Here is a 14539-nt window from a genome sequence, read left to right on the forward strand (position 1 = left end):
TCCCACGAGGGGCGAGGGCGCATTCATGCGCATCTTGCTCGCTGCGAGAGCGTTACAGATCCAGCTCCCAGGTCTCTCCGACCAGGTCGACACCGAAGCTGTGATGCGGTTCGGTCGCGACCAGCTTGAATCCCGCGCTCTTGTAGATGCCGCGGGCGGCGACCAGGATGCTTTGGGTCCACAACGTCATCTTGCTGTAGCCCCGCTCGCGTGCGCCCTGCATGCATTGCTCGACCAGCGCGCGGCCGACGCCGAGCCCCCGCGCTTTCTTCTCCACCTGCAGCAGGCGCAGCTTGGCGATTTCGTCCGTGGCCTTGACCAGGAAGACCGAGCCGACCGGCTCGCCGCCGACTTCCGCGATCCAGCAGTGCTCGCGTGCGGCGTCGTAATTCTTGATGAACTGCGCGCAGATCTCTGCGACCAGCGCCTCGTAGCTGATGTCCCAATTGTAGTCGGCGGCATAGGCGGCGGCCTGGCGGGAGATGATCCAGCCCATGTCACCGACACGGTGGCTGCGCAGCATGAAAGAAGCGGGCTGGGTTCGGCGTTGCTCCAGCACGGACTCGATGGTGGCCATCGCCTGCGTGAGCCGCGTTGCATCGCTGGCCGAAAGCGGAGCCAGCATCGCGGCGACCTCATTTTGCGAGCTCAGGTTCAGCTTGGCGAACGTCTGGCGGCCTTTGGCGGTGAGGCTGAGCTGGTATTGCCTGCGATCTGCGGGTAGGGGCTTGCGCGTGATCAGCCCCTTTTCGTCGAAGCTTTGGACGATGCGGCTGAGATAGCCGGCATCGAGACCGAGCTCGCTGCCGATCTCCTTGGCCGCCAGCTCGTCGCGATGGGCGAGCTCATAGAGCACCCGCGCCTCGCTGAGCGAAAACGGGGTCTGTCCAAGGTGCTGGTCGAGCACCCCAAGCTTGCGGGTATAGAAACGGTTGAAGGCGCGAACCGCGGCGATGTGGGTGTCGGTAACTTCAAATGACATGGAGCACCTCGATATTTGCCATTGTCAATTAATTGATTGACTTTGGCAAGTATCTGGCGACGTTCAAGCGACCATGACGATCCGGCTGCGCAGCAGGGTCCGGGACGAGCGGCCGAGCCGCCGGAGCAGCCGCGCTTCGGAACGGCGGGCCTGCGGCGGGTAGCCGCCGAGCCGGTCGTAATGATCACGCGCGATCAGAAGCCCCTGATCGCCGAGCGGGCCGATCAGCCTGCGCGTCACGGCCCGGAGGATGTCGCGCAATCCGGTATCTGCGTAAGGCGAGCGGGCATAGCGGAACACGGCGGCGCGGTCCCGTCCGCTGGTCGCGACGGCCTGGATGAACTGGCTGGTCTCCTCGATCCACCCGGTTTCCAGCACGGCGCCTGCCGGCAAGAACATCAACCACGGCGAACGGGCCTGGAGCGCGCCGGCCGCGAGCGCAGCGCCCTGCGAGGCGCCCTCGAAGCCGACGAAACGGCAGCCCGCGACGTCGGCAACGCGCTCGATCACGCCGTTGCCGGTGCCGTCGACCAGGAGCACTTCGCGGATGACGCCGGCAGCGGCGCCGGGGACGAGCGCGGCCAGAGTCGCCACGGCCGTCTGCTCGACGCCTTCGGTCGGAATGATGACGCTCAGCATGATTGTGGCTTCAAGGTCTGCACTTCGGGAGAAGCGTAGCTCGCAATGATGCTGTCATAAACCCGTAGCGTTGCCGAGTGCAACTTTCTGGCGGCGCTTCGGGGCCGATGGTAAATCGCGGCGGTCACCGCAGCCAAATGTGTCAGGTGCGGGCTGCCGATCTTGCCGAATGTTTCGGCACAAGCTCGTCCCGAGGGTATTAACCCCTGGTTTCACTGCGCCGCTGCGGCGGTGCCGCAACGGGTCCGGCGGGAAGATGCGCCTTGCGAGAAAGGTTCGGGGCGGGAAATGTGTGACTTTGGTGCCGGTGGAGGGCTCCCATGACCGCCGATCAACTCGCCGTTGGCGCGGCGCCGGCATCGCCGAAGCAGGAGGCTGCGCCGAGCTTGCGGATCCGGGCGCTGATGCTGGGTGACCGCATCAATGCCTCCGGCCTCGAGATCGGGACGCTGGTTTCTTCCACCCCGGCCGCTTTCCGCGTCCATGCCGGTCTTGCCGTGATCTTCCGCTACGGCGTCGTGGTGCTGATCGGGCTGCTCCCTTCGGAGGAGAAGGTTCTCATCGACAACCTGAAGTCACGCGTGACCGGAGAGCTCAGCCCCTACGAGGAGGAGATCGCGCAGGCGCAGCTCTGCAACGACGAGGCCGCCGAGGCGATCCAGCCTGGCGGGCCGATCTGCCTCGCCAAGTTCTCCGACGACCGGCTGCTGCTGGTTGCGGATGCGCTCGCCAAGAGCACGTCGCTCGCGCGCGACGAGCGACGCGTCGCCGCAGTCTTCGATGTGATCGAGCCGTTTGCACGGGAGCTCGCCGAACACGGCCGCACGCCGCGCCGGCGCAGGGGCATCCTGCAACTGATCGGCAATGCACTTTTGGTGCAGCAGCGCGTCGCCGGCCGCGTCGCGATTGCCGAGAAGCCCGACGTGCTCTGGGAGAAGCCCGAGCTCGACCGGCTCTATTCCCGTCTGGAGGACGAGTACGAGTTGAAGGAGCGCCTCGACACGCTCGAGCGCAAGCTCACCGCGGTGTCGGAGACCGCCAACGCGCTCACCGACATCATCGATACCCAGCGCTCGCTTCGCCTCGAAGTCGCGGTGGTGGTGCTGATCGTGATCGAGGTCGCGATCGGCTGTTTCCAGATCCTGACCGGCACTCACTGAGGCGCGGCGGCGAGCCTGCCATGTCGGCCGGATTGCGCCTTCCAGGCGGCGATCTCGGCGAGCTCGGCTTCGGGCCGTGTCCGGATCGTCTCGCAGCGTCCGAGATAGAGCGCTCCGGCATCGCCTTCGATCGTGATCCACTCGCCTTCGGCAAGGTTGAGACTGCCGAGTTGCGCTTGCCTGCCGGCAGGGTCGATCTTCAGCTCACGGCAGCCAACCACGCAGGGCTTGCCCATTTGCCGCGCCACCAATGCTGCATGCGAGGTGCGCGCACCGACCGTCGTGACGATGCCGGCGGCCAGAGCGAAGCCCGCGACATCGGCGGTGCTGGTGTCGGGACGCAGCAGGATGACCGGCTCGCCCGCGGCCGACAGGCGCTGCGCGCTTTCGGACGAGAACGCCGTCCGTCCAATACCAATGCCGCCGGAGGCGCCGATGCCAGTCGTTGCGGGTTCGCCCGCGGAAACCAGCCGCGTTTCCGTGAGCGAGGCGAGGTCGATCTCCGCCATCCGTTCCAGCGCCTCGTCTTTCGAGATCAGCCCTTCATGCACGAAGTCGATCGCGATCCTGACGGCGGCTCGCGGCGTGCGCTTGGCCGCCCGGGTCTGCAGGATCCAAAGCTTGCCATTCTCGACCGTGAACTCGACATCCTGGACGTCGGCGAACGCGCGCTCGAGTTGCCTCAGAATATCGCCAAGTTCGGATTCCAGCTTCGGCAACTCGCGGGCGATCGCCTCGGTCGTGTCGGGTGCGCGCCTTCCGGAAACGACGTCTTCCCCCTGCGCATCGAGCACGAGGTCGATCATCGGGCGCCGCGCGCCCGTCGACGGATCGCGCGAGAACGCCACGCCCGCGCCGGAGGCAAGACCGCCGTTGCCGAAGACCATCGCCTGCACGGTCACGGCGGTCCCCTCCAGCGTTTCGAGGCGCTGGAGGCTCCGATAAGTTCGCGCGCGCTCGCTCGTCCAGGATCGATAAACAGCCTGGGCTGCCGCCTGCAACTGCGCGAACGCATCCTCCAGCGAGCCATCGGCGCGATCCTCGCTCAGCGCCTGCTCGCGGCCGGCGAGCCGCTCGAGCGCTTCGCTGTCGAGCTCGCGGTCGCTGCCGGCGCATTCGGCTGCGACGAGTTGGGAGATCTGCGTGGCAAATGCAGCCTGGTCGAGCTCGAGCACGGTCTCGCCAAAGCTCTCCAGGAAGCGGCGCCGGCAATCCCAGGCGAGCCGCGGCCGGCCGGTCGCACGGATCAGGCCATGCACGGCGCCTAGCGTGCAACCGACATTCAGAACGGTGTCGAGCATGCCCGGCATCGATCGCGCCGCACCCGAGCGCACGGAGACCAGCAGCGGCTGCCGGCGGTCGCCAAAGCGCTTTCCGGTCGCGCTCTCCAGGAACGAGATGCCTTCCTCCAAGCCGTCGCGCAGTTGTCGTGTGGCGTGCGCATGGCCGGCGATGATGTCGGCGCAGAGCTTGACCGGGAGCACGAAGGCCGGCGGCACCGGCTGGCCCAGTGCCGCCATGCGGGCGAGGTTGGCGGCCTTGGCGCCGATCTCTTCGGCGGGCCGCAATTCGGAGGCTTCGCCGCCGATACGCACGATATGCATGGTGGTCCCCTCAAGCTGCAAGATCGATCATGATGTGGCGGCGGAGCAGATGACCGAACGCGGCGAAGCGGTCGGTGGCGCGCTCGACGGCGCGGGCGAGCTCGATCACCGACAGCGAGGTCGCGACGTCGAAGCCGCCGCAGAAGACCAGTGCGGTCGTCGCACGTTCGCGGTTGTCGGCGGCGTGCTCGGCATCGATCAGGCGGGTCACGGCGGAGAGCGCGTCCTCCGAATCGGCGCGCCGTCCCTCCGGCACGTCGATCGCAGCGGCGACGCCGCTCGCGGCGATTTCGGTGGCGGTCTCTGCCACCGCGCAGAGCTCGGCCAGCGACGTCAGCAGGGCCGGATCGGTTGTTTCCGGCATCAGCGAGGCGATGAACGCGGCCTGCTCCAGCTCGTCGACCGCTTCCTCGGCGCGATCGATCAATTGCCCGATCAGCGGACGCGCATTGAGCCGGTCGACCTCGTTGCGGCTCTCGAATGCGATTCTGTCGGCCTTTCGCTCGATCGTGCCGCAGCGCTGCGTCAGCAGCGTGCCGTCGGCGGGCTGACCGGCCCGCAACGCGGCGATATGGCGCGAAATCGCCGCGACGAGATCGTGGGCGAGACCGATCTGCCGCAGCACCACTGCCAGCAAAGCCCCATCGACGCGATCCAGGTGCCGCATCAGATCGGCTTCGATCTGGTCGCGCACGGTCCTGACCGAGCGGCCCGCGAGCAGTGCCTCGGTGGAGGCGCGCAGCGAGGCCTTCAGAAAGTCGATTGCGGCGTTGCGTCCGAGCGCCTGGTCGAGCCGCTCGCCGAAGCCGATCCGCGTGGGGGCGGCGTTCCGGACCGCGGAGCCCAGCAGATCGTTGCCGCCGAGCTCGAGGAAGCCGCGATGGCCGATCCGCTGACGGGCAGCCCATTCCAGGATGCGTGCCGCATCCTCCTTGGCAACCCAGGTCCTGAGCAGCTTGCGTGCCTTGTTCCAGTCGATCAGGAAGACCAGCGCGGCGCCGAGGGCGGCGAGGAATTCGTTGCGATCGGCGGCGTGTCCGGACTGAAGCTGACCGGTGACGAGATAGAAGGAATTGTCTTCGCCGAGGCCTGCTGCGGTGTGACGATCCAGTCCGCTCCAGGTCGCCTCGAAGGTCTCGAACAGCGAGATGAAGAACTTCGCGCGTGCCAGATGCGCGTCGGTGTAGGTGACCGTGACCGCGTTCTTCTTCACCGTGATGACGACGACGTGGGCATCCGTGGTGCCGATGTCGTTCTGGATCAGCAGCCGGCCGTCGGCGCGTGTGGCCATGGTGTCGAGGCCGGGATGATTGAACTTGAGGCCGCGCGTCGCGTTCAGGCCCTTCATGAAGGCGGCGACGGCCGGCCGGTCCTCGCTGTGCAGGCCGAAGACATGGGCGCCGTCGAGCACTTCTTCCGCGCAGCTCGTTGCCAGCCTGTTGAGCTGCTTGTGCAGATCCATGACGAGGCGATGCAGGCTGTCGCCGCCCGCGTCAGCCACGCCGGTCAGACGCACGATGTGGGACAGCGCGATCTCGCCTGTCGAGGCGAGCAGGCCGGCCGCGCGGATCGTGTCGAGGCGTGCCTGCGCTCTCTCGCCTTCGCTCGCCGCACCGGCGCCGACGGCGCGGATCATGGTCGCGGCGTCGTCCGCGATCTCCTGCATCAGCTTCGCGAGTTCGGGAGCCGTGAGCCGACCCGGTCCGATCAGACGGGCGCCGCCGATCAGTGCTGCGATCCCCGCGGGGGCGATGCCCGCAGTCTGGCTCTCGACTCCAAGGTCGCTTGGGGGCCGACCCGGCTCTTGCGCGTGCTGGGCCGCCGCCTGCAGTGCGCTCATCCGCACCTTGATGCGGTCGTTGGCGGCGAGCCCTTCCGCCACCAGCGCGGGCAACAGGATGCCGCCTTGTCCGAGCTCTTCGATGATGTGGGTTTTCATGATCCGTCCGCTCGAAAATTGATGCTGTCCTTGTGCCGCGAAACCGCGGCCGCATCATTGCGGCAGATCATTCATAAAAATGTCACGTGGCGCCGCGTCCGCGGATCAGCGCTGCGCAATGGCGCGCAATCGTCATCTCTTCGTCGGTAGGAATGACGAAGACGTCGACGGCACTGTTGCCGTCGTTGATGCGCTCGCGCCCGTCGCCATTCGCCGCAGCATCGATGCGCACGCCGAGCCAGCCGAGCCGCTCGGAGAGCGCGCTGCGGATCTCCCCGGCGTGCTCGCCGATACCGCCGGTGAAGACGAGACAGTCCAGCCCGCCAAGCGTCGTCGCCATCGTCGCGACTTGCTGGGCCGCACGGAAAGTGAAGAGATCGACGGCCTCGCGCGCGGCGGTCTCGCGGCTCGCCAGCAGCGTTCGCATGTCGGCGGAGATGCCGGAGACGCCGACGAGGCCGGACTGGTGATAGAGCAGGTGCTGGACCTCATCCACCGACATCATCTCGTGCTGCAGCAGATAGAGCAGCACGCCGGGATCGATGGTGCCGCAGCGCGTGCCCATCATGAGGCCGTCGAGCGGGGTCAGCCCCATCGTGGTGTCGACGCTGCGGCCATCGCGGAGCGCGCAAAGGCTGGCGCCGTTGCCGAGATGCGCGATCACGGTGCGCCTGGACGCAAGCTGCGGCGCGAGCTCGGCAAGGCGGCCCGCGACATATTCAAAGGAGAGGCCGTGAAAACCGTAGCGCCTGACGCCGCGCTCTTCATACCGCCGCGGGATGGCGAAACGGTTGGCGGGCGCGAGCATGCTGTGATGGAAGGCGGTGTCGAAGCAGGCGATCTGCGTCAGCGCGGGCCGGATCGCCGCAAGCGCGCGAATTGGCGCGAGGCACCTCGGCTGGTGCAGCGGCGCCAGCGGCGTCAATGCCGCGAGCTTCGCGATGACCTCGTCGGTCAGCGCGACCGGACCTGAATAGTCCGGCCCCCCGTGGACGATACGGTGACCGACGGCCCGCAATGGGCGTTCGCCGAACCGGTCCGCGATGAAGGCGAGCACGTCGGCGAACAGATGACCGCCCTCGGCATCCGCCGCCTCTCTTCGCGTCTCGAACAGGTCTTCGCCCGCCGGACTCCTCACCACCAGCCGGGGTCTTGCCTCGTGCTCGTCGAGCAGACCCTTGCAAAGCAGGCTGGGCTCAGTCGCCGCGATGTCGAACAGGCCGAACTTGATGCTCGACGATCCCGAGTTGAGGACGAGGACCGTGTCAGACATGCTAGTCGCCGGCCTCGGTCGGCGTGTTGCCGCAGGAGCTATTGGGCCAGACCCAGTCGCGGATCTCCGGCATGTCCTCGCCATGCTCGCGCACATAGCGCGAATGCTCGATCAGCTTGTCGCGAAATTGCTGTTTGGCCTGCGCGGCCCTGGCTGCGAGCCCGGGCACGCGTTCGATCGCCTCGATTGCGAGGTGGTAGCGGTCGAGTTCGTTGAGCACGACCATGTCGAACGGCGTCGTCGTGGTGCCTTCCTCGGCAAAGCCGCGCACATGCATGCCGGCATGGTTGGTGCGGTTATAGGTCAGCCGGTGGATCAGATAAGGATAGCCGTGATAGGCGAAGATGACGGGCTTGTCGGAGGTGAACAGGCTGTCGAAGTCACGGTCGGACAGGCCGTGCGGATGCTGCTCCTTCGGTTGCAGCGTCATGAGGTCGACGACGTTGACGACGCGGATCTTCAGGTCCGGCAGCGCCTTGCGCAAGAAGTCGACGGCGGCGAGCGTCTCCAGCGTCGGCACGTCGCCGGCGCAGGCCATCACCACGTCGGGCTCGCCCGTTGCCCCCTCTGTCCCCGCCCAGGTCCAGATGCCGATTCCGGCATCGCAATGCGTGGCTGCGTCCTGCATCGAGAGCCATTGCGGCGCCGGCTGCTTGCCGGCGACGATGACGTTGATGCGGTTGTAGGTGCGCAGGCAGTGATCGGCGATCCACAGCAGCGTGTTGGCATCCGGCGGGAAGTAGATGCGGACGATATCGGCCTTCTTGTTGGCGACGAGGTCGACGAAGCCGGGGTCCTGATGGCTGAAGCCGTTATGGTCCTGACGCCAGACATGCGAGGTCAGGAGATAATTGAGCGAGGCGATCGGCCGCCGCCACGGCAGATCACGCGTGACCTTCAGCCATTTGGCGTGCTGGTTGAACATGGAATCCACGATGTGGATGAAGGCCTCGTAGCACGAGAAGAAGCCATGCCTGCCGGTGAGCAGATAGCCCTCGAGCCAGCCCTGGCAAAGATGCTCGCTCAGCACCTCCATGACACGGCCGTCCTGCGCCAGATGCACGTCATAGGATTCGATCGGCTCCATCCAGACCCGTTCGGTCGTCTCGAACACTGCATCCAACCGGTTTGACGCGGTCTCGTCCGGGCCCATGATGCGGAAGTTGCGCTCCTTGGCGTTGAGACCGATGACGTCGCGCAGGAATTTGCCGAGTTCGCGCGTCGCCTCGGCGATGACGCCGCCGGGCTGTCGCACGTCGACCGCGAAGCTGCGGAAGTCCGGCAGCTTCAGCTCCTTCTTGAGCAGGCCGCCATTGGCATGCGGATTGGCGCCCATGCGGCGGTTGCCGCCGGGGGCCAGCGCCTGAAGCTCGGGAACGAGGGCGCCACCTGCGTCGAACAGCTTTTCCGGCTCGTAGCTGCGCATCCAGTCTTCGAGCACTTGTCGGTGCGCCGGGTTTTCGCGGCAGCCTGCGACGGGGACCTGATGGGCGCGCCAAAAGCCCTCGACCTTCTTGCCGTCGACCTCTTTCGGGCCAGTCCAGCCCTTCGGGCTGCGCAGCACGATCATCGGCCAGCGCGGCCGCTCGACGCTTTTGCGTCCGTCCCGCGCGTGCTGCTGGATCGAGCGGATGCTGGCGAACGCGACGTCGAGCGCGTCCGCCATGGCCTGGTGCATCAATTTGGGATCATCACCCTCGACGAACAGCGGCTCGTGGCCGAAGCCGCGGAACAGATCGCGGATTTCCGCATCGCCCATCCGTCCGAGCACGGTCGGATTGGCGATCTTGTAGCCGTTCAAATGCAGGACCGGCAGCACCGCGCCGTCATGGACGGGGTTCAGGAACTTGTTGGAGTGCCAGGACGCAGCGAGCGGGCCGGTCTCGGCTTCGCCGTCGCCGACGACGCAGGCAACGATCAAATCAGGATTGTCCAGTGCCGCGCCATAGGCGTGCACCAGCGCGTAGCCGAGCTCGCCGCCTTCGTGGATCGAGCCGGGCGTTTCCGGCGCCGCGTGGCTCGGAATGCCGCCTGGAAAGGAGAATTGCCTGAACAGCTTGCGCATGCCGTCCGCATCGCGCGCGATGTCGGGATAGATCTCGCTGTAGCTGCCTTCGAGATAAGTGTTGGCGACCATGCCTGGCCCGCCATGGCCGGGGCCGCAGACATAGATCACGTCGACGTCAAGCGCGCGGATAACGCGGTTCAGATGGGCATAGATGAAGTTGAGGCCTGGCGTTGTGCCCCAATGGCCGAGCAAACGCGGCTTGATGTGCTCGGCGCGCAAGGGCTCGCGCAGCAGCGGATTGTCGAGCAGGTAGATTTGCCCGACCGAGAGGTAGTTTGCGGCGCGCCAGTAGCGATCGAGGAGTTCGAGATCGCCGCTCGCTGAGGCCGATTGTTGTTGATTTGTCATATTCCTGCTGACCTGCACCCGGCGATCGTCACCAACTTTGTTCCGGGACGATTGATCCCCGACCGGCATCAAACGAAATCGCGATGACCGGCATGTTGCGAGAGGTCAAAGGACCGCGCCCGAACTTTGGGCGGCTACTTTGCATGGGTTGTTTTTCCATTTTTCGTTTGTGTTCTTGATTTGTTCCTTTTGCATGCTATCTTGGCCTCATGAGTCCAGCAGCATCCTCTCATGCTCTCAAGCCCCCGCCGGTCAAGGCGCCCTCCGAGCCGGCGGGTGCGGGCTCTGACTTTCCGGAACTTGGCGTCGCGATCGAGCGTGTGCGCAGGCGAGGGCGGGGCGCCCACTCCAACGCCAGTGGCCGCTACGAGGCCGAGGCGCGCGTCGCCTTCGACGACGGCTGGCAGAGCCTGGAAGAGCTGCCGCCGTTCAAGACCACGGTCGGGGTCGACACCTCGCGCAAGGTGATCACCCGCAACGATTCTCCCGACATCGGCTTCGACCGCTCGATCAATCCCTATCGCGGCTGCGAGCACGGCTGCGTCTATTGCTTTGCCCGGCCAACCCACGCCTTTCTCGGCCTCTCAGCGGGGCTCGATTTCGAGTCGAAGCTGTTTGCAAAACCCGAGGCGGCGGCGCTGCTCGAGAAGGAGCTCGCAGCCTCCGGCTACGAGCCGCGGATGATCGCGATCGGCACCAACACCGATCCCTACCAGCCGATCGAGCGCGAGCGAAAGATCATGCGCGGCATTCTCGAGGTGCTGGAGCGTGCCGGCCACCCCGTCGGCATCGTCACCAAGTCGGCGTTGGTGGTGCGCGACATCGACATTCTGGCGCGGATGGCCAAGCGCAATCTCGCCAAGGTCGCGATCTCGGTCACCTCGCTCGATCCAAAGCTCGCGCGGACCATGGAGCCGCGGGCGGCGACGCCCCCGAAGCGGCTGGAGGCGCTGAAGCAGCTCTCGGACGCCGGCATTCCCACCACCGTGATGGTCGCGCCCGTGATCCCGGCGCTGAACGATTCCGAGATCGAGCGTATTCTCGATGCCGCCGCCCATGCCGGCGTCAAGGAAGCCTCTTATGTGCTGCTGCGGCTGCCGCTGGAGGTGCGCGATCTCTTCCGCGAATGGCTGATGGCGAACTATCCGGACCGCTATCGCCACGTCTTCACCTTGATTCGCGACATGCGCGGCGGGCGCGACTACGACGCGAAATGGGGCGAGCGGATGAAGGGTACGGGACCGATGGCCTGGACCATCGGTCGCCGCTTCGAGATTGCCTGCGACAGGCTGGGGCTGAACAAGCGGCGCTCGAAGCTGACGACGGATCACTTTGCGCGGCCGAAGCGGAACGGCGATCAGCTCAGCCTGTTCTGATCGGGAGTGGAAGAAGCGTCGCATGGCCAAGGAACTCACCGTGCCGGTGCCGCGGCTCACCGTCATCACGCTCGGCGTCAGCGATATCCGTGCCAGCATCGCTTTTTACGACGCGCTCGGGTTCTCGCGCCGGCTAAAGGTAACCGGCGAGGCGGTCGCATTCTACGATACCGGTGGTCCCGTGCTCGCGCTGTATCCCTGGGATCAGCTCGCGGCGGACGCGGCGTTGCCGGACCAGCCGAGGCCTTCGAGCTTTCGCGGGATGACGCTCGCCTGGAACTGTCGGACACGCGAGGAGGTCGATGCGGTGATGGCGTTCGCGCTCGGCAAGGGGGCGGCGCTGGTGAAGGCCGCACACGAGACCGATTACGGCGGCTATTCCGGTTATTTCGCTGACCCCGATGGCCATCCCTGGGAGGTCGTGGTCGCACCCGGCATCGACGTCGGCGAGGATCGGCGGGTGCACCTGGCGGAGTAGGGCAGACTGAATAGCGGGAATTGTGCCGGGTTCCCGGTTGCGCAGGCGGGGCCGCTTGCGCACGATCCCGGCCATGATTCGGGATAAGTCCGCGACCAAGCCGGCCAAAGCCGCGCCCAAGAAGGCTGCTGCGAAGAAGCCCGCGCCTGTTAAGGCGGCGAAGGCCGACGAGGCCAAGGCGTCGACGGGCAAGATAGCAGGCCGGAAAGGCATCATTGCCGTCGCCGCCCCGAGCTTTCGCCGGGAGCGCGCGCTGATCAAGCGCGGCGTCTGGCCGGTCGCCGGCTGCGACGAGGCCGGCCGCGGCCCGCTCGCAGGTCCCGTGGTGGCGGCTGCGGTGATTCTCGACCCCGACCGCATCCCGCGCGGCATCGATGATTCCAAGCGCCTGACGGCCGAGGAGCGCGAGAAGCTGTTCGACAAGATCTGCGCGACCGCGCAGGTCTCCGTTGCCGTCGCCTCACCCTCGCGAATCGACCGCGACAACATCTTGCGCGCCTCGCTGTGGGCGCTGAAGCGCGCCGTGGCGGCGCTGCCGGAGGCGCCACGCCACGTCTTCGTCGACGGCCGCGACCGGCTCGACACCGAATGCGATTGCGAGGCCGTAATCGGCGGCGACGGCATCGTGCTGTCGATCGCCGCAGCCTCCATCATCGCCAAGGTGACGCGTGACCGCCTGATGTGCGCGCTGGCGCAGGACTGCCCCGGCTATGGCTTCGAGCAGCACAAGGGCTACGCCGTCCCCGAGCACCTCGATGCCCTCGACCGCCTCGGGCCCTCCGTCCACCACCGCAGCTTCTTCGCCCCCGTCGTCGCCGCCCGCGCCAAGCACATGCCCTGGACGGTCGAGCCGGTGCAGGATTTGTTCTCGGTGACCGAAGTGCAGGTGGAAACGGGCGTCGAGATCGACGTCTCGGCAAATCTCTAACCGCTCTCCTTCCTCTGTCGTCTCTCTCCGCCTGCGAGCAGAGGGAGAAGAGAGACCGCAGGGGAGAGCGAGCACACCGAGATTGCCACGACGCGCAGCGCCCATTATCAAAACAGATGTGAGCGAATAGGGCCGGCTGGACGGGTTGGCTGCATCTTTCGGGCGTTGCATGCGGTTTACCTCCCTGGTCATCGAGCTCATTCGCGCCCGGCCGCGGCTGATCGTCTGGATCGCCGTGCTGCTGCAGGCCGCGATGTGGCTGTTGGTGGCGCTGGTGTTCTACCGCAGCCCGCCCGGCAGCCTCGCGACGCTGCTGGCTTTCGGACGCGAATACCAGGTCGGCACCGACCTCGGCCCACCCTTGCCGGTCTGGCTCGCCGACATCGCCTACCGCGCAGCCGGCGGCCACATGTTCGGCGTCTATGTGCTGGCCGAGCTCTGCGAGATCGCGACCTTCATTGCGCTCTATCATCTCTCCCGCGCCGTGGTCGGCCAGCAGCACGCGGTGCTCGCCGCGCTGCTGACCATGACGGCGCTCGCCTTCTCCTCGTCGGCGCTCGACTTCGGTCCCCTCGTCCTGGCCCGGCCGCTCTGGGCGCTGCTGCTGCTGCACTCCTGGCAGATCATCGGCCAGCGCCGCGGCAATGCCTGGTTCGCCTGGTCGATCGAGGCCGGCCTGCTGCTGCTGACGACGCCGGCCGCGATCTTCCTGCTGCTGCTGCTCGCCGTCTTCGCGATCTCGACCGCCGCCGGCCGCCGGACGCTGCGTGCGCTCGATCCACTGTTCGCGCTGATCGTCGTCGCGGTGCTGGCGCTGCCTTATGCGGTCTGGTTGATGCGCGCCGAGACGCTTGCCATGCCGGCCCTGCCGCAAGTCGCGGAGCTGAATGCCCGCGCCCTACACGCGGCCTGGCTGCTCGGCGGCCTCGTGCTCGGGGCCGCCGCGATTCCGGCGCTGACCTTTCTCAACACCAGCCTATTTGCCGGCAAGGGCGAGGAGCCACCGGTCATCTTTAGGCCGCCGGTGGAGCCGCTCGCGCGCAACTACGTCTATTTCTTCGCGCTCGCGCCGATGCTGGGCGGGGTGCTGATCTCCGGCCTGCTCGGGCTCGACTCAGTCGTTGGCGGCGCCGGCGTTCTACTGGTTACGTCCGGGCTTGCCGTGGTGGTTACGGCCGGCGATCTCATCGCCATGCGCCGCGCGCGGATGCTCCGGATGGTGTGGGCCGCGGCCGTCGTGGCGCCGGCCATCGGCGTCGTGCTCGGCGTCCTGTTCCTGCCCTGGACCGGCACCGCCGAAATCGCGACCTCGATGCCGGCGCGTGCGATATCGGACTTCTTCGACGAGAGCTTTGCCCGCCGCACCAATCATCGTCTGCGCGCGGTGGCCGGCGAGACGCAGCTTGCGAGCCTGATCGCGTTGCATTCCGGCCGGCCGCATCTGTTCATCGACGCCGATCCTGCGCGTACGCCCTGGATGAACCAGACCAGATTCAGCGAGACCGGCGGCGTCGTGGTCTGGCGCGCCTCCGATACCGGCGGCACCCCGCCGCCGGATATTCTCAAACGCTTTCCCGGAATCGTGCCGGAAGTGCCGCGCGCCTTCGAATGGCTGGTGACCGGGCGCCAGCAACTCCTGCGCATCGGCTGGGCCATCGTGCGGCCAAAGGGGACGTAGCGACATGCGCTGTCATTCCGGGGCTCGCGAAGCGAGAGCCCGGAATCCATCGAGCTGCAGAGTCGG

Annotated in this window: 11 protein-coding genes; 5 read left to right on the plus strand and 6 right to left on the minus strand. The window is 66.6% G+C overall.

The genetic code is table 11. From position 1 onward, the window contains the following. Positions 1-52 precede the first annotated feature (52 nt). Positions 53-982 (minus strand): bifunctional helix-turn-helix transcriptional regulator/GNAT family N-acetyltransferase, encoded by a 930-nt coding sequence (locus X268_RS06365; protein WP_128924138.1) that lies wholly within the window; start codon positions 980-982, stop codon positions 53-55. 63 nt (positions 983-1045) lie between these two features. Next, the gene (locus X268_RS06370) at positions 1046-1621 is read right to left on the minus strand and encodes a glycosyltransferase family protein (protein WP_128924139.1); all 576 of its coding nucleotides are present in this window, start codon (positions 1619-1621) and stop codon (positions 1046-1048) included. A gap of 320 nt (positions 1622-1941) precedes the next feature. Between X268_RS06370 and X268_RS06375 the strand changes: the two genes are divergently transcribed. Further along, positions 1942-2781, plus strand: a complete 840-nt coding sequence (locus X268_RS06375) for an RMD1 family protein (protein ID WP_128924140.1) — start codon at positions 1942-1944, stop codon at positions 2779-2781. Here X268_RS06375 and X268_RS06380 read toward each other — a convergent pair. The 4 genes from X268_RS06380 to X268_RS06395 form a co-directional block, all read right to left on the minus strand. Beyond that, the gene (locus tag X268_RS06380; RefSeq protein ID WP_128924141.1) at positions 2775-4385 is read right to left on the minus strand and encodes a PEP/pyruvate-binding domain-containing protein; all 1611 of its coding nucleotides are present in this window, start codon (positions 4383-4385) and stop codon (positions 2775-2777) included. The genes X268_RS06375 and X268_RS06380 overlap by 7 nt on opposite strands. 10 nt (positions 4386-4395) lie before the next feature. Continuing rightward, entirely contained in the window at positions 4396-6324 is a 1929-nt protein-coding gene (locus tag X268_RS06385; protein ID WP_128924142.1) for a hypothetical protein, read from the minus strand. A gap of 82 nt (positions 6325-6406) precedes the next feature. Then, positions 6407-7597, minus strand: a complete 1191-nt coding sequence (locus tag X268_RS06390) for an acetate/propionate family kinase (RefSeq protein ID WP_128924143.1) — start codon at positions 7595-7597, stop codon at positions 6407-6409. Between the two features lies 1 nt (position 7598). Next, positions 7599-10013, minus strand: a complete 2415-nt coding sequence (locus X268_RS06395; RefSeq protein ID WP_164937572.1) for a phosphoketolase family protein — start codon at positions 10011-10013, stop codon at positions 7599-7601. A 209-nt stretch (positions 10014-10222) separates the two neighbouring features. Between X268_RS06395 and X268_RS06400 the strand changes: the two genes are divergently transcribed. The 4 genes from X268_RS06400 to X268_RS06415 all read left to right on the plus strand — a co-directional run bounded on the left by X268_RS06400 (position 10223) and on the right by X268_RS06415 (position 14473). Further along, positions 10223-11389, plus strand: a complete 1167-nt coding sequence (locus X268_RS06400; protein ID WP_128924145.1) for a PA0069 family radical SAM protein — start codon at positions 10223-10225, stop codon at positions 11387-11389. 22 nt (positions 11390-11411) lie between these two features. Continuing rightward, entirely contained in the window at positions 11412-11867 is a 456-nt protein-coding gene (locus tag X268_RS06405) for a VOC family protein (RefSeq protein WP_128924146.1), read from the plus strand. A gap of 73 nt (positions 11868-11940) precedes the next feature. Continuing rightward, on the plus strand, positions 11941-12795 hold the full coding sequence (gene rnhB, locus X268_RS06410) for a ribonuclease HII (RefSeq protein ID WP_128924147.1): 855 nt from the start codon (positions 11941-11943) through the stop codon (positions 12793-12795). Between the two features lie 169 nt (positions 12796-12964). Then, a complete protein-coding gene (locus tag X268_RS06415; protein ID WP_128924148.1) occupies positions 12965-14473 on the plus strand; it encodes a glycosyltransferase family 39 protein in 1509 nt (502 codons plus the stop codon). Positions 14474-14539 lie beyond the last annotated feature (66 nt).

The organism is Bradyrhizobium guangxiense (assembly GCF_004114915.1).
Lineage (GTDB): Bacteria > Pseudomonadota > Alphaproteobacteria > Rhizobiales > Xanthobacteraceae > Bradyrhizobium > Bradyrhizobium guangxiense.

Coding starts and splice junctions, on each gene's coding strand:
- X268_RS06375 (WP_128924140.1), top strand. CDS start 1,942: ATGACCGCCGATCAACTCGCCGTTGGCGCGGCGCCGGCATCGCCGAAG.
- X268_RS06385 (WP_128924142.1), bottom strand. CDS start 6,324: ATGAAAACCCACATCATCGAAGAGCTCGGACAAGGCGGCATCCTGTTG.
- X268_RS06390 (WP_128924143.1), bottom strand. CDS start 7,597: ATGTCTGACACGGTCCTCGTCCTCAACTCGGGATCGTCGAGCATCAAG.
- rnhB (WP_128924147.1), top strand. CDS start 11,941: ATGATTCGGGATAAGTCCGCGACCAAGCCGGCCAAAGCCGCGCCCAAG.
- X268_RS06400 (WP_128924145.1), top strand. CDS start 10,223: ATGAGTCCAGCAGCATCCTCTCATGCTCTCAAGCCCCCGCCGGTCAAG.
- X268_RS06380 (WP_128924141.1), bottom strand. CDS start 4,385: ATGCATATCGTGCGTATCGGCGGCGAAGCCTCCGAATTGCGGCCCGCC.
- X268_RS06405 (WP_128924146.1), top strand. CDS start 11,412: ATGGCCAAGGAACTCACCGTGCCGGTGCCGCGGCTCACCGTCATCACG.
- X268_RS06395 (WP_164937572.1), bottom strand. CDS start 10,013: ATGACAAATCAACAACAATCGGCCTCAGCGAGCGGCGATCTCGAACTC.
- X268_RS06415 (WP_128924148.1), top strand. CDS start 12,965: ATGCGGTTTACCTCCCTGGTCATCGAGCTCATTCGCGCCCGGCCGCGG.
- X268_RS06365 (WP_128924138.1), bottom strand. CDS start 982: ATGTCATTTGAAGTTACCGACACCCACATCGCCGCGGTTCGCGCCTTC.
- X268_RS06370 (WP_128924139.1), bottom strand. CDS start 1,621: ATGCTGAGCGTCATCATTCCGACCGAAGGCGTCGAGCAGACGGCCGTG.